Here is a 22,982-nt window from a genome sequence, read left to right on the forward strand (position 1 = left end):
TTTAGCCCTTGTTTTCCGGTTTCCACACCTGGCCGATGGCCAGCGAGGTCAGTTTGCGGCGACGGCCGTACCACAGGTGCACCAGGCCGCGCGACACCAGCACCGCCGAGAACATCGAGGTCATGATGCCCAGGCAGTGGACGATGGCGAAGCCGCGCACCGGGCCGGAGCCGAAGATCATCAGCGCCAGGCCGGCGATCAGCGTGGTGACGTTGGAGTCCAGGATGGTGTGCCAGGCGTGGTCGTAGCCGGAGTGGATCGCAGAGTGCGGCGGCATGCCGTTGCGCAACTCCTCGCGGATGCGCTCGTTGATCAGCACGTTGGCGTCGATGGCCATGCCCAGCGCCAGCGCGATGGCCGCGATGCCGGGCAGGGTCAGCGTGGCCTGCAGCATCGACAGCAACGCGATCAGCAGGAACACGTTGATCGCCAGCGACAACGCGGAGAACACGCCGAACAGGCCGTAGTACAGCACCATGAACGCTGCGATGGCGGCGAAGCCCCACAGCGTGGCGTGGAAGCCCTTCTCGATGTTTTCCTTGCCCAGGCTCGGTCCGATGGTGCGCTCTTCGATGATGTTCATCGGCGCGGCCAGGGAGCCGGCGCGCAGCAAGAGGGCGGTGTCGTTGGCTTCGGCGCTGTTCATGCTGCCGGAGATTTCCACGCGGCCGCCGCCGATCTCGGTGCGGATCACCGGCGCGGTGACCACTTCCTTGCGGCCTTTTTCCACCAGCACCATCGCCATGCGCTTGCCGACGTTCTCGGCGGTCAGCTGGCGGAAGATGGCGGCGCCGGTGCTGTCCAGGTTGATGCTGACGGCGGGCGCGCCGAACTGGTCGAAGCTCGGCTGGGCGTCGTTGATATTGTCGCCGGTCAGCTCCACGTCGCTCTTGAGCAGGATCTTGCTCTGGCCGCGGGAGGTGGCTTCGTCCAGCAGCTCGTAGCCTGCGGGCACGTTGCCGGCCAGCGCCTCGGCCACCTTGCCCTGGTCGTCCTCGACCATGTGCACTTCCAGCGTGGCGGTGCGGCCGATGATGTCCTTGGCGCGGGCGGTGTCCTGGATGCCGGGCAGCTGCACCACGATGCGGTTCGGGCCGGCCTGCTGGATGATGGGCTCGGTGGTGCCCAGCTCGTTCACGCGATTGTGCAGCGTGGTGATGTTCTGCTTGACCGCGTCGTTCTGGATCTTGGTGATCTCTTCCGGCTTCAGCGTCAGCAGCAGCTTGTTGGCGGCGTCGTCGGTGCGGACCGCCAGGCTGGGCAGCATGCGATAGGCCACGTCCTGGGCCGACTTCAGCGTGTCTTCGTCACGCAGCTGCACTTCCAGCGTGTTGCCGTTGCGCTTGATGTTGCCGTAGCGTACTTGCTTGTTCTTCAGCTCGCGGCGCAGATCGCCGGCGTAGCGTTCCATCGCCTTGTCGGTGGCGGCTTGCATGTCCACTTCCAGCAGGAAGTGCACGCCGCCGCGCAGGTCTAGGCCCAGGAACATCGGGTTGGCGTGCAGCGCCGTCAGCCAGGACGGGGAGGCGGGCAGCAGGTTCAGCGCGATGATGTAGTTGTCGCCCAGCGCGTGCTGGATGGCGTCGCGCGCCTTCAGCTGGGTGTCGGTATCCTTGAAGCGGACCTTCAGGCTGTTGGCGTCGAGAAAGACGCCGTCGGGGCTGATGTTCTGCGACTTGAGCGCGTCTTCCACGCGCCCCATCACGGCGGAGTCCACCGGAATCGACTGGCGCGAGCTGGAGACCTGCACCGCGGGGGTCTCGCCGTAGAAATTGGGCAGCGTGTAGATTGCCGAGATGATCAGCGCCACCACGATGACGAGGTATTTCCAGAGAGGGTAGCGGTTCATGTTCTAGTTCTGGAGTGGGAAATGAACAAGGCCGCCTGCGGAGCGTTCCGGGGCGGCCGTGATGGGCTTACAGCGACTTCAGCGTGCCCTTTTCCAGCTTGGCGCCGACGGCGCTGCGCTGAACGTGGATTTCCACGTTGTCGGCGATTTCCAGGGTCAGGTATTGCTCGCTGACTTTGGATACGCGGCCGACGATGCCGCCCTGGGTGACCACTTCATCGCCCTTTTGCAGTTCGGACAGCATTTTCTGGGTTTCCTTCATGCGCTTCTGCTGAGGGCGGACCATCAGGAACCAGAACAGCACGAAGATCACGATCATGGGCAGGAAGCCCATCAGGTCGAAACCTGCGGGAGCTGCGCCGCCGGAGGCGAAGGCGGGAGTAATGAAGGACATCAGGGGAACTCCTAAATTTCGTTATGACTTCAAGTTTCGAACAGGGCATTGTAGCCATGCTCCATATCTTTTCCAACTATGGAGCGCGGCAAGGGCGTGGGACCGTCGGCGCGGGGCCGCGGTTCCCCGTCCGGCGCGCTTAGTTGACGCCGCGCGCGCGCTTGGCCGCGAACTCCAGGCGGAAGTCCTCGAAGCGGTCTTCCTCGATCGCCTTGCGGATCTCGCGCATCAGTTCCTGGTAGTAGTGCAGGTTGTGGATGGTGTTCAGCCGCGCGCCCAGGATTTCGCCGACGCGATGCAGGTGGTGCAGGTAGGCGCGGCTGAAATTGCGGCAGGCGTAGCACGCGCATTCCTCGTCCAGCGGCTTCTTGTCATCCTTGTAGCGCGCGTTCTTGATCTTGACGTCGCCCCACTGGGTGAAGATCCAGCCGTTGCGCGCGTTGCGGGTCGGCATCACGCAGTCGAACATGTCCACGCCGTTGGCGACGCCGTGCACCAGGTCTTCCGGCGTGCCCACGCCCATCAGGTAGTGCGGCTTCTCGGCCGGCAGCATGTCCTTCAGCTCGGTCAGCATCCGGTACATTTCCGGCTTGGGCTCGCCCACCGACAGGCCGCCGATGGCGATGCCGTCGAAGCCGACCTGCATCAGGCCTTCCAGCGACTCCTGGCGCAAATCGGTATAAAGGTTGCCTTGCACGATGCCGAACAGCGCGTTCGGATTTTTCAGGTCGTCGAAGGCGCGGCGCGAGCGCTCGGCCCAGCGCAGGCTCATCTGCAGCGATTTCTGCGCGGTGGCGTGGTCCACCTGGCCCGGCGTGCACTCGTCCAGCTGCATCACGATGTCCGAATTGAGCACGGTCTGGATCTTCATTGAGATCTCCGGGCTCAGGAACAGCTTGTCGCCGTTGATCGGGCTTTGGAAGGTGCAGCCCTCCTCGGTCAGCTTGCGCATGTCGGACAGGCTGAATACCTGGAAGCCGCCGGAGTCGGTCAGGATGGGCTTGTCCCAGCCGATGAACTCGTGCAAGCCGCCGAACTGCTCGACGATCTCCAGGCCCGGGCGCAGCCACAGGTGGAAGGTGTTGCCCAGGATGATCTCGGCGCCGATGTCGTTCAGCTCGACCGGGCTCATCGCCTTGACCGAGCCGTAGGTGCCCACGGGCTGGAAGACCGGGGTCTCCACGGTGCCGTGGTTCAGCTCCAGCGTGCCGCGCCGCGCGCCGCCGGAGGTCTTGTGTACGGTAAACTTCAACATTATTCGAAGTATCGCTTCAGGGTTTGTTTAGCAAAATCAGTCCGCTAGTATACAGCAAGCGCGCGGGCTGCGCCGGTGTCGCAAAAAAGTGCTTGCCAAGATGGGGAGGCTCTTATACTATGCACACCTCGACGACAGGCACGTAGCTCAGTTGGTTAGAGCACCACCTTGACATGGTGGGGGTCGTTGGTTCGAATCCAATCGTGCCTACCAAATTAAATGCATGGAGTTACAAGTGAAAGTCTTGCGAACTACCACAGCCCGACATACTCACGGAAGCTGAGCCTTGCGGGTTGTACCATGCGAAAAAGAAGTGCGGCTCAGGCCGCACTTTTTTTTTACCCTTTTGCTTTAGACTCGATCACAAAAATCTCTCGCCCTCGTTGGAGTTGACATGCCAGACATTCGCTTGCCGGACGGCTCGGTCCGTTCTTTCGACAAACCGGTAACGGTTCATGAAGTGGCCGCGTCCATCGGCGCCGGTCTGGCGCGCGCCGCGCTGGCGGGTCGCGTGGACGGCCAGCTGGTGGATACCAGCTACCTGATCGACCGCAACGCGGATCTGGCCATCGTCACCGACAAGGACGCCGACGGCCTGTCCATCATCCGCCACTCCACCGCTCACTTGCTGGCTTATGCCGTCAAGGAGCTGTTCCCGGAAGCGCAGGTGACCATCGGGCCGGAGATCGAGAACGGCTTCTACTACGATTTCGCCTACAAGCGTCCGTTCACGCCGGAAGATCTGGCGACGATCGAGAAGAAGATGGCCGAGCTGGCGAAGAAGGACATTCCGGTCGAGCGCTACGAGCTGCCGCGCGACGAGGCCATCGCCTACTTCAAGAGCATCGGCGAGGCCTACAAGGCCGAAATCATCGAATCGATACCGCAGGGCGAAGTGCTGTCGCTGTATCGCGAAGGCGAATTCACCGACTTGTGTCGCGGCCCGCACGTGCCGTCCACCGGCAAGCTGAAGGTGTTCAAGCTGATGAAGGTGGCCGGCGCCTACTGGCGCGGCGACAGCAAGAACGAAATGCTGCAGCGCGTGTACGGCACCGCCTGGGCCAAGAAGGAAGATCTGGACGCCTACCTCTATATGCTGGAAGAGGCGGAAAAGCGCGACCACCGCAAGCTGGGCGTGCAGTTGGACCTGTTCCACCTGCAGGACGAGGCGCCGGGCATGGTGTTCTGGCATCCCAAGGGCTGGCAGCTGTGGCAGAGCGTCGAGCAATACATGCGCGACAAGCTGAATCGCGAAGGCTACAAGGAAATCCGCACGCCGATGATGATGGACGCCCATCTGTGGGAGCGTTCCGGCCATGCGGCCAACTACCGCGAGAACATGTTCATCACCGAGTCGGAAAAGCGCGACTACGCGGTGAAGCCGATGAACTGCCCGGGCCACGTGCAAGTGTTCAACAGCGGTCTGCGCTCGTATCGCGACCTGCCGCTGCGCTACGCCGAGTTCGGCGCCTGTCACCGCAACGAGCCGTCCGGCGCGCTGCACGGCATCATGCGCGTGCGCGGCTTCGTACAGGACGATGGCCACATCTTCTGCACCGAAGACCAGATCAACCAGGAGGCCAAGGATTTCCACCGCCTGGTGATGGAAGTGTATGACCGCTTCGGCTTCGACAAGGTGTCGATTAAGCTGGCGCTGCGTCCGGAAAAACGCATCGGCGAGGAGTCCACCTGGGACAAGGCCGAGGAAGGCATGCGCGAAGCGCTGCGCGCCTGCGGCGTGGAGTGGGAAGAGTTGCCGGGAGAGGGCGCCTTCTACGGTCCGAAGATCGAATACCACATCAAGGACGCGCTCGGCCGCTCCTGGCAGTGCGGCACGCTGCAGCTCGATTTCATGCTGCCGGAGCGCCTGGATGCCGAATATGTGGCTGATGACAACAGCCGCAAGCGCCCGGTGATGCTGCACCGCGCGGCGCTGGGATCGCTGGAGCGTTTCCTCGGCATTTTGATCGAAAACCATGCCGGCGCTTTCCCGCTGTGGCTGGCGCCGGTGCAGATGGTGGTGATGAATATCACCGAAGCGCAGGCGGATTATGCGGTTGAAATTGCGAAAGAGCTTGAGAAACAAGGATTCCGAGTCGCGCTTGACTTGAGAAACGAGAAGATCGGCTATAAAATTCGCGAACACAGCCTGCAGAAGTTGCCGTATCAGATCGTGATCGGCGACAAGGAAAAGGCAGGCGGTTTGGTTGCCGTGCGCGCCCGGGGCGAAGATCTGGGTCAGCTCACGCTGGATGCGTTCATCGCGCGCCTCAAGGCTGAGATGCCTGGGGCCTGATCCGGCGGCGGCATACTTATCATTTATTAGGAGATTTCAGCTATAGCTCAGGAACGCGAAGCACGGATCAACGGCGAGATTACCGCTCGTGAGATCCGTCTGGTAGGTAAGGAAGGTGAGCAGATTGGCATCGTCAGTCTGCGTGAAGCGATGGCTCTGGCCGAAGAGGGCGATGTGGATCTGGTGGAGATTTCCCCGACCGCTCAGCCCCCGGTGTGCAAGCTGATGGACTACGGCAAGTACAAGTACGAGATGTCCAAGAAGCGTCACGAAGCCAAGCAGAAGCAGAAGCAGGTTCAGATCAAGGAAATCAAGTTCCGTCCGGGCACCGACGATGGCGACTACAACGTCAAGTTGCGCAACCTGGTCCGTTTCCTGACTGAAGGCGATAAGGCCAAGGTCACCCTGCGCTTCCGCGGTCGTGAGATGGCACACCAGGACATCGGCCTCGCGCTGCTCAAGCGCGTGGAAGCCGATCTGGCGGAAGTGGGCACTGTGGAACAGTTCCCGCGACTGGAAGGCCGCCAGATGGTCATGATGATTGCGCCGAAGAAGAAATAATCGGTATAATCATTTTTCGACACGGCAGAGTGCGCTCTGCCGTGTTGATTTTGTAGGTCGGCAACGATCTGCTCAAAAGCGTGACGCAGCGGTTTCAAGAGCCTTCGGGCCACCCTGTGTCTAATCTAAACAAAATTCAGCAGGAGCATTTCCATGCCGAAAATGAAGACCAAGTCGAGCGCGAAGAAGCGTCTCAAAGTACTGGGTGGCGGTGGTTTCAAGCGTGCACACGCCTTCAAGCGTCACATCCTGACCAAGAAGACCACCAAGAACAAGCGCCAATTGCGCGGCACCTCCATGGTGGACGCGACCAATGTGGCCTCTGTTCGCGCCATGATGCCCTACGCTTAAGGAGACCTGAAATATGCCACGCGTAAAACGCGGTGTAACCGCACGTGCTCGTCACAAGAAAATCCTCGCTCTGGCGAAAGGCTATCGCGGCCGCCGGAAGAACGTCTATCGCATCGCCAAACAGGCGGTGATGAAGGCGGGTCAATACGCCTACCGCGACCGTCGTCAGAAAAAGCGTCAGTTCCGTCAACTGTGGATTGCCCGTATCAACGCAGCTTCCCGTGAAAACGGCCTGCCGTACAGCAAGTTCATGAACGGCCTGAAGAAAGCCGCTATCGAAATCGACCGCAAGGTCCTGGCCGATCTGGCCGTGTTCGACAAGCCGGCTTTTGCGCAGATCGTCGAAAAGGCGAAAGCAAGCCTCGCTGCTTAATCGCCGGGACGGATCTGAAGGGAGGCAAACATTTGCCTCCCTTTTTTTCTTCCGGACGGCCTTCCCAGAGCGCTGATCAGAGCGGGTATGCTCAATGCCCGGTGTGATCAGCCTTCTATTCGCATACGGTGTGGGACACGATGAACAACGTTGACGCGATTCTCCAAGCAGGCCAGGCGGCAGTCGCCGCCGCGGCCGATCTGATCGAGCTCGAGCAGGTCAAGGCACGTTACCTTGGCAAGAGCGGCGAGCTGACCGAACTCCTCAAGCAACTGGGCAAGCTGGCGCCGGAAGAGCGCAAGGCCGCCGGCGCCACCATCAATCAAGCCAAGCAAGCGTTCGAAGCCGCGCACAACGACAAGCGCGACCAGCTCAACGCCGCCAAGCTGGAAGCCCAGCTGGCCGCCGAGGCGCTGGATGTCACGCTGCCGGGCCGCGGTTCGGCCGGCGGCGGCCTGCATCCGGTGGCGCTGACGCTGGAGCGCATCGCCGGCCTGTTCCGCACCATGGGCTTCGAAGTGGCCGACGGCCCGGAAATCGAAAGCGATTTCTACAACTTCCAGGCGCTGAACATCCCGGAAAACCATCCGGCCCGCGCGATGCAGGATACCTTCTACGTGGAAAACGGCGACGTGCTGCGCACGCATACCAGCCCGATCCAGGCGCGCTTCATGGAAAGCCACCAGCCGCCGATCAAGATCGTCGCGCCGGGCCGCGTGTACCGCGTCGACTCCGATGCCACCCATTCGCCGATGTTCCACCAGATGGAAGGCCTGTGGGTGGACGAAGGCGTATCCTTCGCCGACCTGAAGGCGGTGGTCACCGACTTCCTGCGCCGCTTCTTCGAGCGCGACGATCTGCAGGTGCGCTTCCGTCCGTCCTTTTTCCCGTTCACCGAGACCTCGGCCGAGATCGACGTGCTGGACGAGCAGGGCAAATGGTTGGAAGTGGGCGGCTGCGGCATGGTGCATCCCAAGGTGCTGAGCATCGCCAATATCGACCCGGAAAAGTACACCGGCTTCGCCTTCGGCATCGGCCTCGACCGTTTCGCCATGCTGCGCTACGGCGTCAACGACCTGCGCCTGTTCTTCGAGAACGATCTCAACTTCCTGAAGCAATTCAACTGATCGCGCACGGAGCCGACTATGCAATTTTCCGAACAATGGCTGAGAAGCTGGGTCAATCCGGCGCTGAATACCGAACAATTGTCCGAGCTGCTGACCATGGCTGGCTTGGAGGTGGAAGAAACCCAAGCCGCCGCTCCGGCCTTCTCCGGCGTGGTGATCGCCGAGGTGAAAGAGTGCGTCAAGCATGAGAACGCCGACCGCCTGCGCGTGACCAAGGTCGACGTGGGCACTGGCGAATTGATCCAGATCGTCTGCGGCGCGCCCAATGTCGCCGTTGGCGTGCGCGTGCCGTGCGCGCTGCCTGGCGCGGTGCTGCCGGGTGATTTCAAGATCAAGCCGACCAAGATGCGCGGCGTGGAGTCGGGCGGCATGCTGTGCTCCGGCAAGGAGCTGGGCGTGCCGGAAGACGTGGATGGCCTGATGCTGCTGCCGGCCGACGCGCCCGTGGGGCAGAGCATCCGCGATTACCTGGGCCTGGACGATCAGCTGTTCACGCTGAAGATCACCCCCAACCGAGCCGATGGCTTGTCGATCCGCGGCATCGCCCGCGAAGTGGCGGCGCTGACCGGCGCCGCGCTTGCCCCGGTGGCCATCGCCCCGGTGGCGCCGTCCATCGATGACGTCCGCCCGGTGAAGATCGAATCCCGCCAGGCCTGCGGCCGCTACCTGGGCCGCGTGGTCAAGGGCGTCGACGCCGCCGCGGCCACGCCGGCCTGGATGCGCCAGCGCCTGGAGCGTTCCGGCCTGCGCTCGATCTCCGCGATCGTCGATATCACCAACTACATCCTGCTGGAGCAGGGCCAGCCGATGCATGCTTTCGATCTGGCCAAGATCGAAGGCGGCATCACCGTGCGCCAGGCGCGCGCCGGCGAGAGCCTGCTGTGCCTGAACGAAAAGACCGTCGAGCTGCAGGCCAAGCACCTGGTGATCGCCGACGACGCCAAGCCGCTGGCCATGGGCGGCATCATGGGCGGCGAGCATAGCGGCGTCACCACCGCAAGCCGAGACATCTTCCTGGAGTCCGCGTTCTTCGCGCCGGAAGCGATCGCCGGCAAGGCGCGCGAGCTGGGTTTCGGCTCCGATTCGTCCTACCGTTACGAGCGCGGCGTCGATTTCACGCTGCAGCGCGAAGCGATCGAGCGCGCCACCCGCCTGGTGTTGGACATCTGCGGCGGCGAGGCCGGCCCGGTGGTCGAGGAGGTGGCCGAGCTGCCGAAGCGCCAATCGGTCAAGCTGCGCGTGGCGCGCGTGGCCAAGGTGCTGGGCGTGGCGCTGTCCGCCGAGCAAATCGGCGACATTCTGTCCCGTTTGAGCCTGTCCTACACGCTGGCCGATGAAGTCTTCACCGTGCAGGCGCCGTCGTTCCGCTTCGATATCGAGATCGAGGAAGACCTGATCGAGGAAGTGGCGCGCGTCTACGGCTACAACGCCATTCCGGCCGACGCGCCGCGTTCCGGCATGCGCATGCTGGCGCAGCCGGAAGAGAAGCGGCCAGTGGATCAGCTGCGCCACCTGCTGGCCGGCCGCGATTACCAGGAGGTGGTCAGCTACGCCTTCGTCGACGAGCGCTGGGAGCGCGATTTCGCCGGCAACGACAATGCGATCCGCCTGCAGAACCCGATCGCCAGCCAGATGAGCGTGATGCGCTCGACGCTGATCGGCGGCCTGGTCGACGTGCTGGCCGGCAACATCAACCGCAAGCAGCCGCGCGTGCGGCTGTTCGAAGTGGCGCGCGTGTTCCTGCGCGGCGCGAGCGGTTTCGACCAGCCGGAACGAGTGGCCGGCCTGGCCTGGGGTCCGCGGCTGTCCGAGCAATGGGGCGCCAAGTCCGAGCGCGTCGATTTCTTCGATGCCAAGGCCGATGTCGAAGCCTTGCTGCATCCGGTCAAGGCCGAGTACCGCAAGGCGGCCCATCCTGCCTTCCATCCGGGCCGCTGCGCCGAGGTGCTGGTGGACGGCAAGGCGGTCGGCGTGATCGGCGAGCTGCATCCGCAGTGGGTGCAGGCCTATGACCTGGTGAATGCGCCAGTGCTGTTCGAGCTGGATCTGGCGGCCGTTACCGCGCGCAGCCGCATCAAGGCGCAGCCGGTCAGCAAGTTCCAGCCGGTGCGCCGCGATCTGGCGCTGCTGGTGGACGAGGCTGTGACTGTGGCGCAGCTGCTGTCCGCATTCGACGCCAAGCGCGCTGAAGTCGTCACCGATATCGCCTTGTTCGACGTTTATCGCGGCAAGGGCGTCGCCGAAGGCAAGAAGAGTCTGGCCTTTAGCGTGCTGATGCAGGACAATAGCCGAACCCTGACCGACGAGGACGTGGAGCCGGCGATGCAGGCCCTGCTGGACGCGGTGTCGGAACTGGGCGCGCAACTGCGCGTGTGATCAAGATGTGGGCGGGCGGATCCCAATGGGTCCGCCCGTCGATTGTGGTTTAGAAGTTTGAGGGGAATGTCATGACTTTGACGAAGGCTGAACTGGCCGATTTGCTGTTTGACCAGGTTGGTCTGAACAAACGCGAAGCCAAGGACATGGTCGAGTCGTTTTTCGAAGAGATCCGGCTGGCGCTGGAGTCTGGGGATTCGGTTAAGCTGTCCGGTTTCGGCAACTTCCAGTTGCGCGACAAGCCGCAGCGTCCGGGCCGCAATCCCAAGACCGGGGAAGAGATTCCCATCACCGCCCGCCGTGTGGTAACGTTCCACGCAAGCCAGAAACTCAAGGGAATGGTTGAGCAATACCATGCTAACAAGCAAGGCTGATCTGCCGTCGATTCCGTCCAAGCGTTACTTCACCATCAGCGAAGTCGGCGAACTCGCTGGGGTGAAGCCGCATGTGCTGCGTTATTGGGAGCAGGAGTTTTCCCAGTTGCGCCAGGTGAAACGGCGCGGCAATCGCCGTTATTACCAGCATCACGAAGTTTTGCTGGTGCGCCGCATTCGCGAATTGTTGTACGACGACGGCTTCACCATTCAGGGCGCTCGCCAGCGGCTGGGAATGGGCGACGATAGCGAACGCCCGGTCACCGCGCAGGAAGTGCGCGCCGAATTGGAATCCATCCTTGAATGGTTGGATTCGGGTATTGGCAAAAAATAATAAATCAGTTACACTGTGTTTCTCTTAAGTCGGGGTGTAGCGCAGCCTGGTAGCGCACCTGCATGGGGTGCAGGGGGTCGGAAGTTCGAATCTTCTCACCCCGACCAATAGAGCCTTGTTTTTAAAGTAATTAAGCCCTGTTCCCGCAGGGCTTTTTTATTGTCTCCTTCGATGGCGTGGGGATTTTGTGGGGTTGTGGCATCAGGTGGTTTTCCTTCTTAGCATGGTGGGGGAAACAAGCTGTCGTTGATCTGTTTCGCTTACCCTTTCCGCCATTTCGATCAGATGCCCGATTTCGGGAGCTGAGTAGTGTGTCGTTACGTTCTTACTCACGTGGCCTAGCAAGACTTGCCGATCTTCAAATGACACGCCCGCGATCCTTAGTCGGTGCCCGAAGGTGTGCTTCAGGTCATGAACCCGGAACGCAGCAAAGCCGGGGGTTTGCTTTTCGCAAATATTGCTTGGTGAACTTTTCAGCTGCTCTCTTCCGTGCTTTTCTCCACGCGTGTCCGTTCATCTTCTCTATGTTGTCTTCTTCGCTTGGTTGTTTATTTTCATGAAATGGGAACACGTATATAGGGTGCGCCCCTCGCATAGAATCGACAACTCCTTTCGCAACTGTATTTAGTATAACAAGCCGATCCATTCCATTTTTTACACCTGAATTCTCAGTTCTTCCGCAAAATGTTGCCGGGATTATAAATATACTGGTGTTTAGCTCGGCTTTGTTGCACAAATCGGAGTCTGCTTGCGTCCGGTAGAATAATGGCATGAACAAGCCCCTCCGTCCCAAGTACCAGACCACCAACTGGCATGCCTACAATCAGTCCCTCAAGCAGCGAGGGCAGCTACTCCTCTGGCTCGACAAAGACATGAACTGGCTGGCGCCTGCCACAGGCAAACGGGGACGGCAGCCGACCTTCTCTGACGCCGCCATTCAGTTCTGTCTCACCATTAAATGTCTTTTTGGCCTAGCGTTACGGCAAGCCACAGGCATGGTCGAAAGCATGCTTCGTCTGGCTGGGCTTGACTGGGCTGTTCCCGACTTCAGTACGCTTTCCCGCCGGCAGAAAGACCTGCAGGTGCGCATCTCGGTGCAGAAGAAGCAGGGTTGCCTGCATCTCCTAGTGGACAGCACCGGCATCAAAATGATGGGCGAAGGCGAGTGGAAGGTGAAAAAACATGGCGCTGACTACCGCCGTCAATGGCGCAAGCTGCATCTGGGGATTGATGCGGAAACGCTGGAAATCCGAGCCATGGAAGTGACCGACAATCGCACCGGCGATGCCACGATGTTGCCGGAGTTGCTATCGCAAATTCCGGAGGCAGAGGAAGTCGTAACGGTGACCACGGATGGGGCGTACGACACACGGCTATGTCACGCTGCGATTGCGGAGCGTGGGGCTGCGGCCATCATTCCCCCGCGTCGAAACGGCCAATTCTGGAAAGGGAATTCACAGGGCAATCAGGCTCGAAATGAGTCGCTACGCTCGGTGAAGTATCTGGGGCGAACGCTCTGGAAAAAGTGGAGTGGTTACCGTCGACGCAGCCTGGTCGAAACGAAGATGCACTGTTTCAAGTTGCTGGCGGACCGCGTCAAGTCGCGAGACTTTGACCGGCAGGTAGCGGAGCTTCAAATCTGTGCAGCGATTCTGAATCGCTTTACAGCCCTGGGCACGCCGCAAACGGTACGCATGGGATAAATCCGGCTGGGGATTGGGGTAGCTCGGCCTTTAACTGATTTGTGCAACAAAGCCCTGATAGGCCACCCCATTTTTACAATGCACTTTAATGAGGCCAAGTAATTACCTGATATGCGCTGGCAGCCCATGGATCCCCCGCAGGGACATATTCAATGACATATTGGCTGCCAGGAGTCATGGCGGCTGACATTGGCACTTTTGTTGTTCCTGAGTTGTGGCCTGGTCCAATAAGGTCTGTAACTGTCATAAAGCCAATTAAATGTTTAAGCCAAGGAGAGGCTGGCTTGTCGCCTAAATACACGACCATAGTGTCGGTTGGGTCACTTGGGTTGTTTGAAATTGGTGAAGTATAGTTGACTTTTATATTGAGTTCGTTATTGATGATCTCATGCCCCGCGAAGGCTATTGCAGTGTACTCAGATATGGTTGCTTTTCCGTTAGAAAGGGTCAACGTCGTACAAATTGCACGTTGTATATCCATGACATCGAGAAAATACGCAATGATGTAGTTACCTGATCGGAAGTTGATGTCATTTACTTCCAGATGGAAAATCCCATCCGTTCCAATAACTTCCTGCGTGGCGATCGGAGCTTTGCGATTGTCTGGTAAGTTGGGAATTGTGAGCCCAGGCCATACTCCGATACGGCAAGCATTTGGATCTCCTCCTTTGCCTGCCTGCCATCCTGCAGGCGCATGAAATCTTCCCCTGATTATGGATGGGTTTGGCACCTCAACAGCCCATAAATAGGTACTTCCCAAGAATGTGGTTGTGAAGTCTGGTGAGTCGATCATGTTAAATCTCCTGATGGTGATTGGATGCGATCATTACAAGTGCTCAATTAGTGACTTCTATCTATAGTTAAGTAAGGAGGGACGTCTGGTGTTGTGGGCTTTCAATTTTGGTTGAAGCTGTGAATTCTATGTATATCGCTTCTCGTATGTGGGGTGAGAATATTTTTATTGAATTGTTGATTTATTTTAATATAAAGCTCTTTGTTAAGAAGTATCGCCACATTGAAGAGGATATCAATGCGGCGGGTTTGCGTTTGGAGAGGTGTAGGCTTTGTTAATTGACTGTAATTCTTGGGTCCCAGCGATAGTATCCTAGGATCTCAATGTTGCGGCCTGATTTTTCTTGGGTGATGTAGAAGTGTACCTCATCTCCTTCCCAGCCAGATTTAAGGATGGCTGAACTAAGGAAGTAGTCTGGTATTTGCATTGCGTTAAACTTAAGTGGATCAACATTTAAGCTTGCATCTTGCTGTGGTATTGGCCGCCAAGGCATAGCGAGATTTGGTTCGGGGGTTCTCATGATTGGGAGATTGTCGGGGGGGCCCTCAAACCTGACAAGCTTATAAATGATTACACTTTGGCTGACGTCGCCCGAAACTGAGACAGATCTCCAGCGTACAACATCACCTAGGTCCGCTTTTATCCAAAGGTTAGCGGTTGCTTGGGAACTGGGATGAAATAGGTTGTCTTTTTCGGTTACCATGTACACATCATCATGATAAATGCCTATTCCTCTTTCTGGTTGTCCGCCCGGCCCATATTTTTCGAGTATGGTCTCTGTGTCAAAGATGGCATTGATATTAATGATCTTGCTCATTTTATTTCTCCCATGTTGTGAAGTCATGTAGGAAATTTGAGCAGGCTTGAAAATAAGTAACTAGACCTGCAGTTTCCATTGGGTAGTATTAAATTTGGTTTTGCAGATAGATATAGATAGAATTACTCAAGTGAGTATTGGGAAAGGGTAGCTATGGATGAAGTGCAAATGATTTTTCTAAATGTAGTGTTTGGAAAAAGTCAAGTTAGATTTCCTGTTAGATAGGATGGTTATTTTAGACTTGAAAGTTATATAGATGGCGTAATTTTATGTACTTTGCTATTTGCTTATAAGTGGTTTCCTCAGTTGAAAAAGGCTTTGTTGCACAAATCGGGGTCTGCTTGCGTCCGGTAGAGTGATGGCATGAACAAGCCCCTCCGTCCCAAGTACCAGACCACCAACTGACATGCCTACAATCAGTCCCTCAAGCAGCGAGGGCAGCTACTCCTCTGGCTCGACAAAGACATGAACTGGCTGGCGCCTGCCACAGGCAAACGGGGACGGCAGCCGACCTTCTCTGACGCCGCCATTCAGTTCTGTCTCACCATTAAATGTCTTTTTGGCCTAGCGTTACGGCAAGCCACAGGGATGGTCGAAAGCATGCTTCGTCTGGCTGGGCTTGACTGGGCTGTTCCCGACTTCAGTACGCTTTCCCGCCGGCAGAAAGACCTGCAGGTGCGCATCTCGGTGCAGAAGAAGCAGGGTTGCCTGCATCTCCTAGTGGACAGCACCGGCATCAAAATGATGGGCGAAGGCGAGTGGAAGGTGAAAAAACATGGCGCTGACTACCGCCGTCAATGGCGCAAGCTGCATCTGGGGATTGATGCGGAAACGCTGGAAATCCGAGCCATGGAAGTGACCGACAATCGCACCGGCGATGCCACGATGTTGCCGGAGTTGCTATCGCAAATTCCGGAGGCAGAGGAAGTCGTAACGGTGACCACGGATGGGGCGTACGACACACGGCTATGTCACGCTGCGATTGCGGAGCGTGGGGCTGCGGCCATCATTCCCCCGCGTCGAAACGGCCAATTCTGGAAAGGGAATTCACAGGGCAATCAGGCTCGAAATGAGTCGCTACGCTCGGTGAAGTATCTGGGGCGAACGCTCTGGAAAAAAGTGGAGTGGTTACCGTCGACGCAGCCTGGTCGAAACGAAGATGCACTGTTTCAAGTTGCTGGCGGACCGCGTCAAGTCGCGAGACTTTGACCGGCAGGTAGCGAGCTTCAAATCTGTGCAGCGATTCTGAATCGCTGACCTCCTCCCGCAAAAACGTAGCGGCGAAAAGTAGAGATTTCTGGCAAATTTAAGCCCATCCGGGCAGGAGATTTGTCATGAAAAAATCGAAGTTCACCGAAGAACAGATTGCCTTCGCCTTGCGCCAGGCGGAATCCGGCACCACCGTCGCCGAGGTCTGCCGCAAGATGGGCGTCTCCGAAGCCACCTTCTACAACTGGAAGAAGAAATACGGCGGCCTGGGCGTCAGCGAATTGCGCCGCCTGAAACAACTGGAAGAAGAGAACGCCCGCCTCAAGCGCATGGTCGCCGACCTGAGCCTGGACAAGCAGATGCTGCAGGAAGTCATCCAAAAAAAGCTGTGAGGCCGGCTCGCAAACGCGAGCTGGCGAACTTCCTGATCGACGCCTACCGCGTCAGCATCCGTCGCGCCACCGCGGTCATTCAACTGCGGCAAGCTACCTATTTTTATCGCCCTCACCCTCGAGACGATCGTGCGGAGCGGCAGCGAATCCACGAGATCGCCGCCACGCGTATTCGTTATGGCGCGCGCCGCATCCACGTCCTGCTGCGGCGTGAGGGCTGGCAGATCAATCACAAGAAGACCTACCGGATCTACTGCGAGGAGGGTTTGAACCTCCGGCGCAAACGGCCCAAGCGGCGAGTGGCGGCCGCGCACCGGCAAGCTCGGCCGGCGGTCTCCAGTTTGAATGCCTGCTGGAGCATGGATTTCGTCGCCGATCAGTTGTTCAACGGCCAGAAAATCCGGGCCTTAACTGTGGTGGATAATTTTAGTCGGGAGAGCTTGGCGATCACGGTGGATTTCGCGCTGAAAGCCGCAGACGTGGTTGCTACGATGCAGCATGTGCAAGCCTTGCGCGGGACACCGCAACGAATTCAGGTCGACAACGGCAGCGAGTTTATTTCCCTGGCGCTGGACCAGTGGGCCTATGAGCAAGGCGTCACGCTGGACTTCTCACGACCAGGGAAACCCACGGATAATGCCTTTATCGAGTCATTTAACGGCAGTCTGCGGGATGAGTGCCTGAATGTGCATTGGTTTTTATCGCTGGATGACGCACGTGAAAAGATCGAGCGTTGGCGGCAGGATTACAATGAATTCAGGCCGCACAGTTCGCTGGGCGACCAGACCCCGAGCGAGTTCAGACTTGCTCACCTTGAAGCCGGAAATCTCTAGACTAGACCGCTCGGTTAGCCGGGAGGAGGTCATCGCTTTACAGCCCTGGGCACGCCGCAAACGGTACGCATGGGATAAATCCGGCTGGGGATTGGGGTAGCTCGGCCTTTAACTGATTTGTGCAACAAAGTCCTTCCTATTATCGGTTTTATCCGATGCCAGTTTGTCCTTCTGTTGCTGATATACTCGTTTTGGTTTTGTCGCCAGCGACAGATCGTTTTCAAGTCATTGTTTTTCCGAGCCGAGCATCCGAATGAGCATTACCCGTCCCGATTCCCCTTGCATCGCCCTGTGTTCAACCGCGCTGGGCGACAACGTTTGCCGCGGTTGCGCGCGCACCTTCGCTGAAGTGAGCCAGTGGTGCTTCATGTCGGCGGATGAGCGGGAGGCGGTGTGGCTGCGTCTGCCTGCGCGCCTGCGTCTGCTGCAGTTGGCGGCGGCTTGCGGCGCGTTGCTGGAGCTGGACGAGATGGATGGAGTCGAGTGGGGACGCTTGCCCGCGGGAGGGCATTATCGAGTAGATGAGGCGGGCCGCTTGCGCTGGCGCGACGCCGCTTCGGCGCGCGAGGACGCATGCGATTGCGCGGGCCTGTCGCTGGAGCGGGCGGCGGCATGGCTGCTGGAGAAGTGATTCGAAAGGATGATATGGCGGACAGTTCCAAGGCGGATTTCTGGGAGCAGCGTTACCGAGAAGGCGTGATGCCATGGGAGGGCGGGCAATTGCCGCCGCCCGCGCGCGAGTTTTTCTCCGCGCAGCCGTCGTGGCGGGTATTGATGCCGGGCTGCGGCAGCGCGGCAGACATGCCGCCCTTGCTGGGCATGGGGCATGAGGTGCTGGCGGTGGATTTCAGCGAGGCCGCGGTCGAGCTGGCTGCCAGGCAGTGGCCGGAGGCCGCTGGCCGATTATTGCTAGCCGATTTTTTCCTGCAAGAGTTGCCCGTTTTCGACTGTGTGTTCGAGCGGGCTTTTTTGTGCGCCTTGCCTGTGCGCATGCGAAAGCAATATGCTGATCGAGTCGCGGCGTTGATCCGTCCCGGCGGGGCGCTGGCCGGCGTGTTTTTCATCGCCGACGCCGAGCGGGGGCCGCCGTTCGGCATCGATGCCGAGTCTCTGGCGGATCTGTTGTCGCCGTGGTTCAGGCTGGAGGCGGATGAGGCGTTGGGGCCGAGCGTCGCGGTTTTCCGCGATAGCGAGCGCTGGATGGTATGGCGGCGGCGTGGATTTGATGTGGATCAAGTTTCCGGATGAGAATCGGCTGGCAATTGCGGCGCGCATCGGAAAAAATAACGTCCTAATAAAAAATAGCGGCGGCACAGCCGGCAAGAGGAGAGCAAATGGAGTGGTTTTGGCGCTTGTACACGTTTTCGGAAAAGACATTCTGGAACACGCTTGGCAAGAAGTTGTGCAGTTTTTTCTTCATCAGCCTGTTCCAGCTGCTGATGGTGGCCTACAGCTACCACGCCTTGTCCGACATCCGCGACAGCCTGCGCGGCGCTGGGGTGTCGCCGCAGATCATGGCCGGAGTCGAGGCCAGCATAGACAGCGCGCTCTACTGGACGCTGGGGCTGTGGGCGTTGAGCTTCGTCTTCATCGCTTTCATGGTCTGGTATCTGCGCTACCTGATCGTGCGGCCGTTGCGCATGATCATTCAGATCTTCAACGAGATCGGCGCCGGCGCTGGGGACCTATCGCGCGAGATTCCCACCATTACCTATGACGAGATCCGCGAGCTGTCGCTGTCTTACAACCGCTTCTTGCTGAAAATGCGGGAAATCATCAGCAAGGTGAGGCTGATGACGGTGCGCATCGCGATGGATTCCGCGGTGACGCGGCGCAATGTCACCGATTCGCTGGGCAGCGCCCGGCAGCAGGACGATCTGGCCAAGCAGGTGAGGCAGGCCAGCGACGATTCGACGCGCGGCGCGGGGCTGGTCACCGAGCAGACGGAGGCCATCTCCTCTACCACCGCCGAGAACCTGAAAGTGGCGCGCGACTCTTACCAGGAATTGCGCCTGGTGACGGATAGCATTCACGACATCAGCCGAAAGGTCGGCCATTTCAACCACACGGTGGAGGATCTGAGCCAGCGTTCGGCCAGCATCAAGACCATTGTCGATCTGATCAAGGACGTGTCCGAGCAAACCAATCTGCTGGCGCTGAATGCCGCCATCGAGGCGGCGCGCGCAGGCGAGAGCGGCCGCGGCTTCGCGGTGGTGGCGGACGAGGTGCGCAAGCTGGCGGAGCGGGTGAAGACCGCCACCGACGAAATTTCGCGCAATATCGACGGCATGCTGGGCCTGGTGGCGAATACCCAGCAGGAAACCGAGGCCATCACCGCCGATACCAACCAGGCGCGCGACGTGATCTCGCGCGCGTCCGAGCATTTCAGCAAAATGATGGGCGATTTCGAGGCGACATCCAGCAGCCTGAGCCAGATTGCCTCCACCATGCATGGTTTCGCCGACAGCAACCAGCAGGTGAATCTGAATGTGGCTGAAATCCACCAGCTGGGGCAACTGGTGAGCAGCCGTCTGGGGCAGACGGAAAAGGCGGCGACCGAGTTGACGGTGGCGGCGGAGCAGGTGCAGGAGCTGGTTTCCAAGTTCGTCATCGGCGACGGCGCTTTCGATCAGGCGGTGAATCGGGCGCGTAGCGTCCGCGATCAGGTGCAGGGCTTGTTGCAGCAGACGCAGCAGAGCGGCCTGGACCTGTTCGATCAGCGTTACCAGCAGATTGCCGGCACCGCGCCGGCGAAATACCGCACTGCCTACGATGCCAAGCTGGAAAAGCTGCTGCAGCCGATGCTGGACGGCGTGGTGGGGCAGATTCCGGGCGGCAAGTTCTGCGTGGCGGTGGATGGCAACGGCTACGCGCCGACCCATAACAGCTGGTACAGCAAGCCGCCCAGCGGCGATCCGGCCAAGGATCTGATCGAGAGCCGCGACAAGCGCATCTTCAACGACGCGGCCGGTTTGCGCGCGGCGCGCAATGTGCAGCCTTTCCTGTTGCAGACATATAGCCGCGACACTGGCGAGGTGTTGTCCGAGGTGGTGCTGCCGCTGGAGTTGCGCGGACGGCACTGGGGCGCCTTGCGGGTGGGTTTCGATCCCCACGCCTTGTTGACGCAGGAGTGAGCGCGGAATGAGAAAAAGGGAGGCCTCGGCCTCCCTTTTTCATGCCTGCGATTACAGCGACAGCGGAGTCATCAGCGTGGCGATGCCCAGTCCGATGAACAGCGCGGCGGCGATCGCATGCATCAGCTTCTGCGGCAGCTTTTTCGCCGCCACCTCGCCCAGCAGCACCGCCGGCACATTGGCGATCATCATGCCCAGCGTAGTGCCGGCCACCACCATATAGAGCTGTTCGGGGAAGCGCGCCGACAGCGCCACGGTGGCGATCTGGGTCTTGTCGCCCATCTCGGCGATGAAGAAGGCGATCACGGTGGTGCCGAAAATACCGAAGCGTTCGCGCAGCGCGTCGGTCTCATCCAGCTTGTCGGGTATCAGCATCCAGACGGCCATCGCGACGAAGGACAGGCCCAGGCCCCAGCGCATGAGGTCGGGTCCGACCTGGCTCATCAGCCATTGGCCGACGGCGGCGGCGGCGAAATGGTTGACCAGCGTCGATACGAAAATGCCGAGGATGATGGGAACGGGCTTCTTGAAGCGGGAGGCGAGCAGCAGGGCCAGCAATTGGGTCTTGTCGCCGATCTCGGCCAAGGCCACCACGCCGGTGGAAATCATGAAGGCTTGCATGGGAACTCCAGGGGCCGCGGACACGCCATGACAAGCCTGCGCCGCGGCCCCGCTGTGCGCAAACATGTCATGGGTCTTGCCAAACGGAAGATCGTCGCAGCGGCCATGGCGAATGCCAAGTATGTTGACCGGTGCCGGCGCTGTCGCGCGCCGAGGCTACTCCCCCAGAACGGAAGCGATTGTAGGGGAATCGTCCTGCGCGGGCAAGCGCGGCGCCGATTTCGACGCCGCCGCTGGCTATGCTTCTAGTCCAGCTGGGAGGTGCAGCAGGGGCAGCGGGTGGCCTTTTCCGGGATGGCGGACAGGCAGTAGCGGCATTCCTTGGTGGCGGGCGCGGCCGGGGCGGGCGCGGCTTCTTCGCGCTTCAGCCGGTTGATGGCCTTGACCAGCATGAAGATGGCGAAGGCGACGATGGTGAAGCTGACCAGCGAGTTGATGAACAGGCCCAGGTTCAGCGTGGTGGCGCCGGCCTGCTTGGCGGCGGCGACCGAGACGTAGGGACCGGCCTGCTTGGCGCCGTCCTTCAGCACGAAGAACAGGTTGGAGAAGTCGACATTGCCGATCAGCAGGCCGATGGGCGGCATGATCACATCGTCCACCAGCGACTTGACGATGGAGCCGAATGCGCCGCCGATGACGACGCCGACGGCGAGATCGATCACATTGCCCTTGACGGCGAATTCCTTGAATTCCTTCAGAACAGACATGGCTTTTCCTTTTATTTGATAGTGATTATTTTAACTGTTAATGCATGTTTTGGGCAAAGCTACTGAGGTTGGATCTGCGGCGTCCGTCGGTCCGGCAAGGTGCCCAGCAGCGCGCCGCCCAGGATGAGCAGGATGGCGGCGGCGGCCAGCGGATTGAGCGCGCCCTGTCCGCTGGCGGTCAGCAGCAGGGTGGAGAGCAGCGGGGTGGCGTAGGAGAGCGAGCCTATCTGCCGGGGATCGCCAAATCTGAGCGCGCGCTCCCACAGGAAAAAGGCGCCGCCCATCGGGCCCAGGCCCAGCAGGACCAGCGTCGCCCATTGCATGGCGGTGGGTTGCGCCGCGGGCTCGAACAGCGCGTGGCACAACAGGGACAGCAGGCCGGATGCCAGGCAGAAGCCGCCCATCGCGCTGCCGGAAAAGGCGGGCAGGCGGCCGAGGAGCAGGCTGAAGGTCGACCAGACCACGGCGGCGGAGATCGCCAGCAGGTAGCCCGGCAGGTACTGCTGGGACAGCGCTAGCTTGCCGCCGGTGACGATCAGTCCGGCGCCGATGAAGCCGAGAATGCCGCCGATGATGTGGCGGCGCATCAATCGGGTGCCGGGGCGCAGCAGCGGGGACAGCATCACGATCAGCAGAGGCCACAGATAGTTGAGCAGGTTGGCCTCCAGCGCAGGCGCCAGCCGGAAGGCGAAAAACAGCAGGAAGTGGTAGCCGAACAGACCGTAGATGCCAACCAGCAGAGTCAGCGGCGGAACTTTCCAATCACGGGCGCGGTGGATCGACAGCAGGCTGCCGACGCATAGGCTGGCGCCGACAACGAGAAAGGGCGGCAGGCTTCGGGTCAGCGCGCCCAGCGTGGCCAGAGAGGCCCATAGCAGGATGGCGCCGATGGCGAGCGGTATGGGTTTGTTCAACATCGTTTCTCCAGTGGATGGAGACGATTGTAAAAGGGAAACGCGAAACGAAAAAGCCGCAGCGTGAGCTGCGGCTTGTCGTATTCTGGCTCCCCGAGCAGGGCTCGAACCTGCGACCTGCGGATTAACAGTCCGTCGCTCTACCAACTGAGCTATCAGGGAACAAAACTTTGAATTGGGCGCCTTAGGCGGTGTGGCTCCCCGAGCAGGGCTCGAACCTGCGACCTGCGGATTAACAGTCCGTCGCTCTACCAACTGAGCTATCAGGGAACAAACGCACTCAAATTTCAGCCACAGAAGCGGTGGCTCCCCGAGCAGGGCTCGAACCTGCGACCTGCGGATTAACAGTCCGTCGCTCTACCAACTGAGCTATCAGGGAATTGAGTGAGGGCGAACTATATACGGAGCCCGACAGCCTTGTCAATGCCTGCCGCGGTAAAAAAAACGGCCGCGGATGTGCGGGCCGGGGAAGGATAACTTAGGTGTTTGTTATGCAATGGTATTCCACTGGTCATGTCGGGCGCCGCTGGCGACGGGATGGCCGTTGGCGGTAAGATCAACTATCGAAA

At 59.6% G+C, this 22,982-nt stretch carries 21 protein-coding genes, 5 tRNA genes and 1 pseudogene; 16 read left to right on the forward strand and 11 right to left on the reverse strand.

The annotated features are described in order from the left end of the window. Nucleotide 1 precedes the first annotated feature (1 nt). The 3 genes from secD to tgt form a co-directional block, all read right to left on the reverse strand. Nucleotides 2–1,849, reverse strand: a complete 1,848-nt coding sequence (gene secD / locus BKX93_RS19645) for a protein translocase subunit SecD (protein ID WP_046157093.1) — start codon at nt 1,847–1,849, stop codon at nt 2–4. 67 nt (nt 1,850–1,916) lie between these two features. After that, nucleotides 1,917–2,243, reverse strand: coding sequence for a preprotein translocase subunit YajC (gene yajC, locus BKX93_RS19650; protein ID WP_021477046.1), 327 nt, complete (start codon nt 2,241–2,243; stop codon nt 1,917–1,919). Nucleotides 2,244–2,382: 139 nt separating this feature from the next. Next, nucleotides 2,383–3,498, reverse strand: coding sequence for a tRNA guanosine(34) transglycosylase Tgt (gene tgt, locus BKX93_RS19655; protein WP_070980986.1), 1,116 nt, complete (start codon nt 3,496–3,498; stop codon nt 2,383–2,385). 136 nt (nt 3,499–3,634) lie between these two features. Between tgt and BKX93_RS19660 the strand changes: the two genes are divergently transcribed. The 11 genes from BKX93_RS19660 to BKX93_RS19710 all read left to right on the forward strand — a co-directional run bounded on the left by BKX93_RS19660 (nt 3,635) and on the right by BKX93_RS19710 (nt 12,993). After that, nucleotides 3,635–3,711: transfer RNA gene (locus BKX93_RS19660), tRNA-Val, on the forward strand. A gap of 181 nt (nt 3,712–3,892) precedes the next feature. Then, nucleotides 3,893–5,794, forward strand: coding sequence for a threonine--tRNA ligase (gene thrS, locus BKX93_RS19665; RefSeq protein WP_070980988.1), 1,902 nt, complete (start codon nt 3,893–3,895; stop codon nt 5,792–5,794). Nucleotides 5,795–5,836: 42 nt separating this feature from the next. Continuing rightward, on the forward strand, nt 5,837–6,355 hold the full coding sequence (gene infC / locus BKX93_RS19670; RefSeq protein ID WP_076098326.1) for a translation initiation factor IF-3: 519 nt from the start codon (nt 5,837–5,839) through the stop codon (nt 6,353–6,355). A gap of 153 nt (nt 6,356–6,508) precedes the next feature. Next, a complete protein-coding gene (rpmI, locus tag BKX93_RS19675) occupies nt 6,509–6,706 on the forward strand; it encodes a 50S ribosomal protein L35 (RefSeq protein ID WP_011134904.1) in 198 nt (65 codons plus the stop codon). Between the two features lie 13 nt (nt 6,707–6,719). Continuing rightward, nucleotides 6,720–7,079 (forward strand): 50S ribosomal protein L20, encoded by a 360-nt coding sequence (rplT, locus tag BKX93_RS19680; protein WP_021477050.1) that lies wholly within the window; start codon nt 6,720–6,722, stop codon nt 7,077–7,079. A 140-nt stretch (nt 7,080–7,219) separates the two neighbouring features. After that, a complete protein-coding gene (gene pheS, locus BKX93_RS19685; protein ID WP_070980990.1) occupies nt 7,220–8,206 on the forward strand; it encodes a phenylalanine--tRNA ligase subunit alpha in 987 nt (328 codons plus the stop codon). A gap of 18 nt (nt 8,207–8,224) precedes the next feature. Further along, the gene (gene pheT / locus BKX93_RS19690; protein WP_070980992.1) at nt 8,225–10,582 is read left to right on the forward strand and encodes a phenylalanine--tRNA ligase subunit beta; all 2,358 of its coding nucleotides are present in this window, start codon (nt 8,225–8,227) and stop codon (nt 10,580–10,582) included. Between the two features lie 71 nt (nt 10,583–10,653). Next, on the forward strand, nt 10,654–10,956 hold the full coding sequence (locus BKX93_RS19695; RefSeq protein WP_011134908.1) for an integration host factor subunit alpha: 303 nt from the start codon (nt 10,654–10,656) through the stop codon (nt 10,954–10,956). Further along, nucleotides 10,925–11,290, forward strand: a complete 366-nt coding sequence (locus BKX93_RS19700; RefSeq protein WP_231178694.1) for a MerR family transcriptional regulator — start codon at nt 10,925–10,927, stop codon at nt 11,288–11,290. The genes BKX93_RS19695 and BKX93_RS19700 overlap by 32 nt, the downstream gene beginning before the upstream one ends. Nucleotides 11,291–11,320: 30 nt before the next feature. After that, nucleotides 11,321–11,397, forward strand: a tRNA-Pro gene (locus BKX93_RS19705). A gap of 663 nt (nt 11,398–12,060) precedes the next feature. Next, entirely contained in the window at nt 12,061–12,993 is a 933-nt protein-coding gene (locus tag BKX93_RS19710; protein WP_070980994.1) for an IS5 family transposase, read from the forward strand. Nucleotides 12,994–13,078: 85 nt separating this feature from the next. Here the strand turns inward: BKX93_RS19710 and BKX93_RS24865 are convergent, their stop codons facing one another. Continuing rightward, the gene (locus tag BKX93_RS24865; protein WP_144408896.1) at nt 13,079–13,786 is read right to left on the reverse strand and encodes a hypothetical protein; all 708 of its coding nucleotides are present in this window, start codon (nt 13,784–13,786) and stop codon (nt 13,079–13,081) included. A gap of 274 nt (nt 13,787–14,060) precedes the next feature. After that, the gene (locus tag BKX93_RS24200) at nt 14,061–14,603 is read right to left on the reverse strand and encodes an AidA/PixA family protein (protein WP_160298982.1); all 543 of its coding nucleotides are present in this window, start codon (nt 14,601–14,603) and stop codon (nt 14,061–14,063) included. A gap of 363 nt (nt 14,604–14,966) precedes the next feature. Between BKX93_RS24200 and BKX93_RS19715 the strand changes: the two are divergent. From BKX93_RS19715 to BKX93_RS19740, 5 genes and pseudogenes are all read left to right on the forward strand, one after another. Then, a pseudogene (locus BKX93_RS19715) lies at nt 14,967–15,860 on the forward strand (IS5 family transposase). 77 nt (nt 15,861–15,937) lie between these two features. Continuing rightward, nucleotides 15,938–17,037, forward strand: a protein-coding gene (locus BKX93_RS19725) for an IS3 family transposase (RefSeq protein WP_145929247.1) whose coding sequence is annotated in 2 segments (ribosomal slippage) — nt 15,938–16,199 and nt 16,199–17,037 — 1,101 coding nt in all. Because the reading frame shifts where the segments join, the coding sequence is not laid out codon by codon here. Nucleotides 17,038–17,290: 253 nt separating this feature from the next. Next, nucleotides 17,291–17,668: a DUF1289 domain-containing protein gene (locus BKX93_RS19730; protein ID WP_070980996.1), complete on the forward strand. Its 378-nt coding sequence runs from the start codon at nt 17,291–17,293 to the stop codon at nt 17,666–17,668. Further along, nucleotides 17,611–18,285 (forward strand): methyltransferase domain-containing protein, encoded by a 675-nt coding sequence (locus BKX93_RS19735; RefSeq protein WP_083340608.1) that lies wholly within the window; start codon nt 17,611–17,613, stop codon nt 18,283–18,285. The genes BKX93_RS19730 and BKX93_RS19735 overlap by 58 nt, the downstream gene beginning before the upstream one ends. Nucleotides 18,286–18,371: 86 nt before the next feature. Beyond that, complete coding sequence (locus BKX93_RS19740; RefSeq protein ID WP_070981000.1) at nt 18,372–20,171, forward strand: methyl-accepting chemotaxis protein; 1,800 nt, start codon at nt 18,372–18,374, stop codon at nt 20,169–20,171. Nucleotides 20,172–20,222: 51 nt separating this feature from the next. On the opposite strand, the gene BKX93_RS19745 is transcribed toward BKX93_RS19740, so the two are convergent. The 6 genes from BKX93_RS19745 to BKX93_RS19770 all read right to left on the reverse strand — a co-directional run bounded on the left by BKX93_RS19745 (nt 20,223) and on the right by BKX93_RS19770 (nt 22,792). Continuing rightward, entirely contained in the window at nt 20,223–20,792 is a 570-nt protein-coding gene (locus BKX93_RS19745) for a TMEM165/GDT1 family protein (protein ID WP_070981002.1), read from the reverse strand. 245 nt (nt 20,793–21,037) lie between these two features. Then, nucleotides 21,038–21,499, reverse strand: a complete 462-nt coding sequence (gene mscL, locus BKX93_RS19750; RefSeq protein ID WP_021477058.1) for a large conductance mechanosensitive channel protein MscL — start codon at nt 21,497–21,499, stop codon at nt 21,038–21,040. Between the two features lie 59 nt (nt 21,500–21,558). After that, on the reverse strand, nt 21,559–22,416 hold the full coding sequence (locus BKX93_RS19755; RefSeq protein ID WP_070981004.1) for a DMT family transporter: 858 nt from the start codon (nt 22,414–22,416) through the stop codon (nt 21,559–21,561). An 83-nt stretch (nt 22,417–22,499) separates the two neighbouring features. After that, a tRNA-Asn gene (locus BKX93_RS19760) sits at nt 22,500–22,575 on the reverse strand. Between the two features lie 32 nt (nt 22,576–22,607). After that, nucleotides 22,608–22,683, reverse strand: a tRNA-Asn gene (locus tag BKX93_RS19765). A 33-nt stretch (nt 22,684–22,716) separates the two neighbouring features. Further along, nucleotides 22,717–22,792 (reverse strand) — tRNA-Asn (locus BKX93_RS19770). Nucleotides 22,793–22,982: the final 190 nt, after the last annotated feature.

It is taken from the genome of Chromobacterium vaccinii, assembly GCF_001855275.1.
In the GTDB taxonomy this organism is placed as follows: Bacteria; Pseudomonadota; Gammaproteobacteria; order Burkholderiales; family Chromobacteriaceae; genus Chromobacterium; species Chromobacterium vaccinii.

What these genes read in the sequence shown, in the direction of transcription:
- pheS (WP_070980990.1), top strand. Translation starts at nt 7,220, where the DNA reads ATGAACAACGTTGACGCGATTCTCCAAGCAGGCCAGGCGGCAGTCGCC.
- BKX93_RS19695 (WP_011134908.1), top strand. Translation starts at nt 10,654, where the DNA reads ATGACTTTGACGAAGGCTGAACTGGCCGATTTGCTGTTTGACCAGGTT.
- rpmI (WP_011134904.1), top strand. Translation starts at nt 6,509, where the DNA reads ATGCCGAAAATGAAGACCAAGTCGAGCGCGAAGAAGCGTCTCAAAGTA.
- thrS (WP_070980988.1), top strand. Translation starts at nt 3,893, where the DNA reads ATGCCAGACATTCGCTTGCCGGACGGCTCGGTCCGTTCTTTCGACAAA.
- mscL (WP_021477058.1), bottom strand. Translation starts at nt 21,499, where the DNA reads ATGTCTGTTCTGAAGGAATTCAAGGAATTCGCCGTCAAGGGCAATGTG.
- BKX93_RS19740 (WP_070981000.1), top strand. Translation starts at nt 18,372, where the DNA reads ATGGAGTGGTTTTGGCGCTTGTACACGTTTTCGGAAAAGACATTCTGG.
- BKX93_RS19710 (WP_070980994.1), top strand. Translation starts at nt 12,061, where the DNA reads ATGAACAAGCCCCTCCGTCCCAAGTACCAGACCACCAACTGGCATGCC.
- BKX93_RS19745 (WP_070981002.1), bottom strand. Translation starts at nt 20,792, where the DNA reads ATGCAAGCCTTCATGATTTCCACCGGCGTGGTGGCCTTGGCCGAGATC.
- secD (WP_046157093.1), bottom strand. Translation starts at nt 1,849, where the DNA reads ATGAACCGCTACCCTCTCTGGAAATACCTCGTCATCGTGGTGGCGCTG.
- BKX93_RS19755 (WP_070981004.1), bottom strand. Translation starts at nt 22,416, where the DNA reads ATGTTGAACAAACCCATACCGCTCGCCATCGGCGCCATCCTGCTATGG.
- pheT (WP_070980992.1), top strand. Translation starts at nt 8,225, where the DNA reads ATGCAATTTTCCGAACAATGGCTGAGAAGCTGGGTCAATCCGGCGCTG.
- BKX93_RS24865 (WP_144408896.1), bottom strand. Translation starts at nt 13,786, where the DNA reads ATGATCGACTCACCAGACTTCACAACCACATTCTTGGGAAGTACCTAT.
- BKX93_RS19735 (WP_083340608.1), top strand. Translation starts at nt 17,611, where the DNA reads ATGCGATTGCGCGGGCCTGTCGCTGGAGCGGGCGGCGGCATGGCTGCT.
- yajC (WP_021477046.1), bottom strand. Translation starts at nt 2,243, where the DNA reads ATGTCCTTCATTACTCCCGCCTTCGCCTCCGGCGGCGCAGCTCCCGCA.
- rplT (WP_021477050.1), top strand. Translation starts at nt 6,720, where the DNA reads ATGCCACGCGTAAAACGCGGTGTAACCGCACGTGCTCGTCACAAGAAA.
- BKX93_RS24200 (WP_160298982.1), bottom strand. Translation starts at nt 14,603, where the DNA reads ATGAGCAAGATCATTAATATCAATGCCATCTTTGACACAGAGACCATA.
- tgt (WP_070980986.1), bottom strand. Translation starts at nt 3,498, where the DNA reads ATGTTGAAGTTTACCGTACACAAGACCTCCGGCGGCGCGCGGCGCGGC.
- BKX93_RS19730 (WP_070980996.1), top strand. Translation starts at nt 17,291, where the DNA reads ATGAGCATTACCCGTCCCGATTCCCCTTGCATCGCCCTGTGTTCAACC.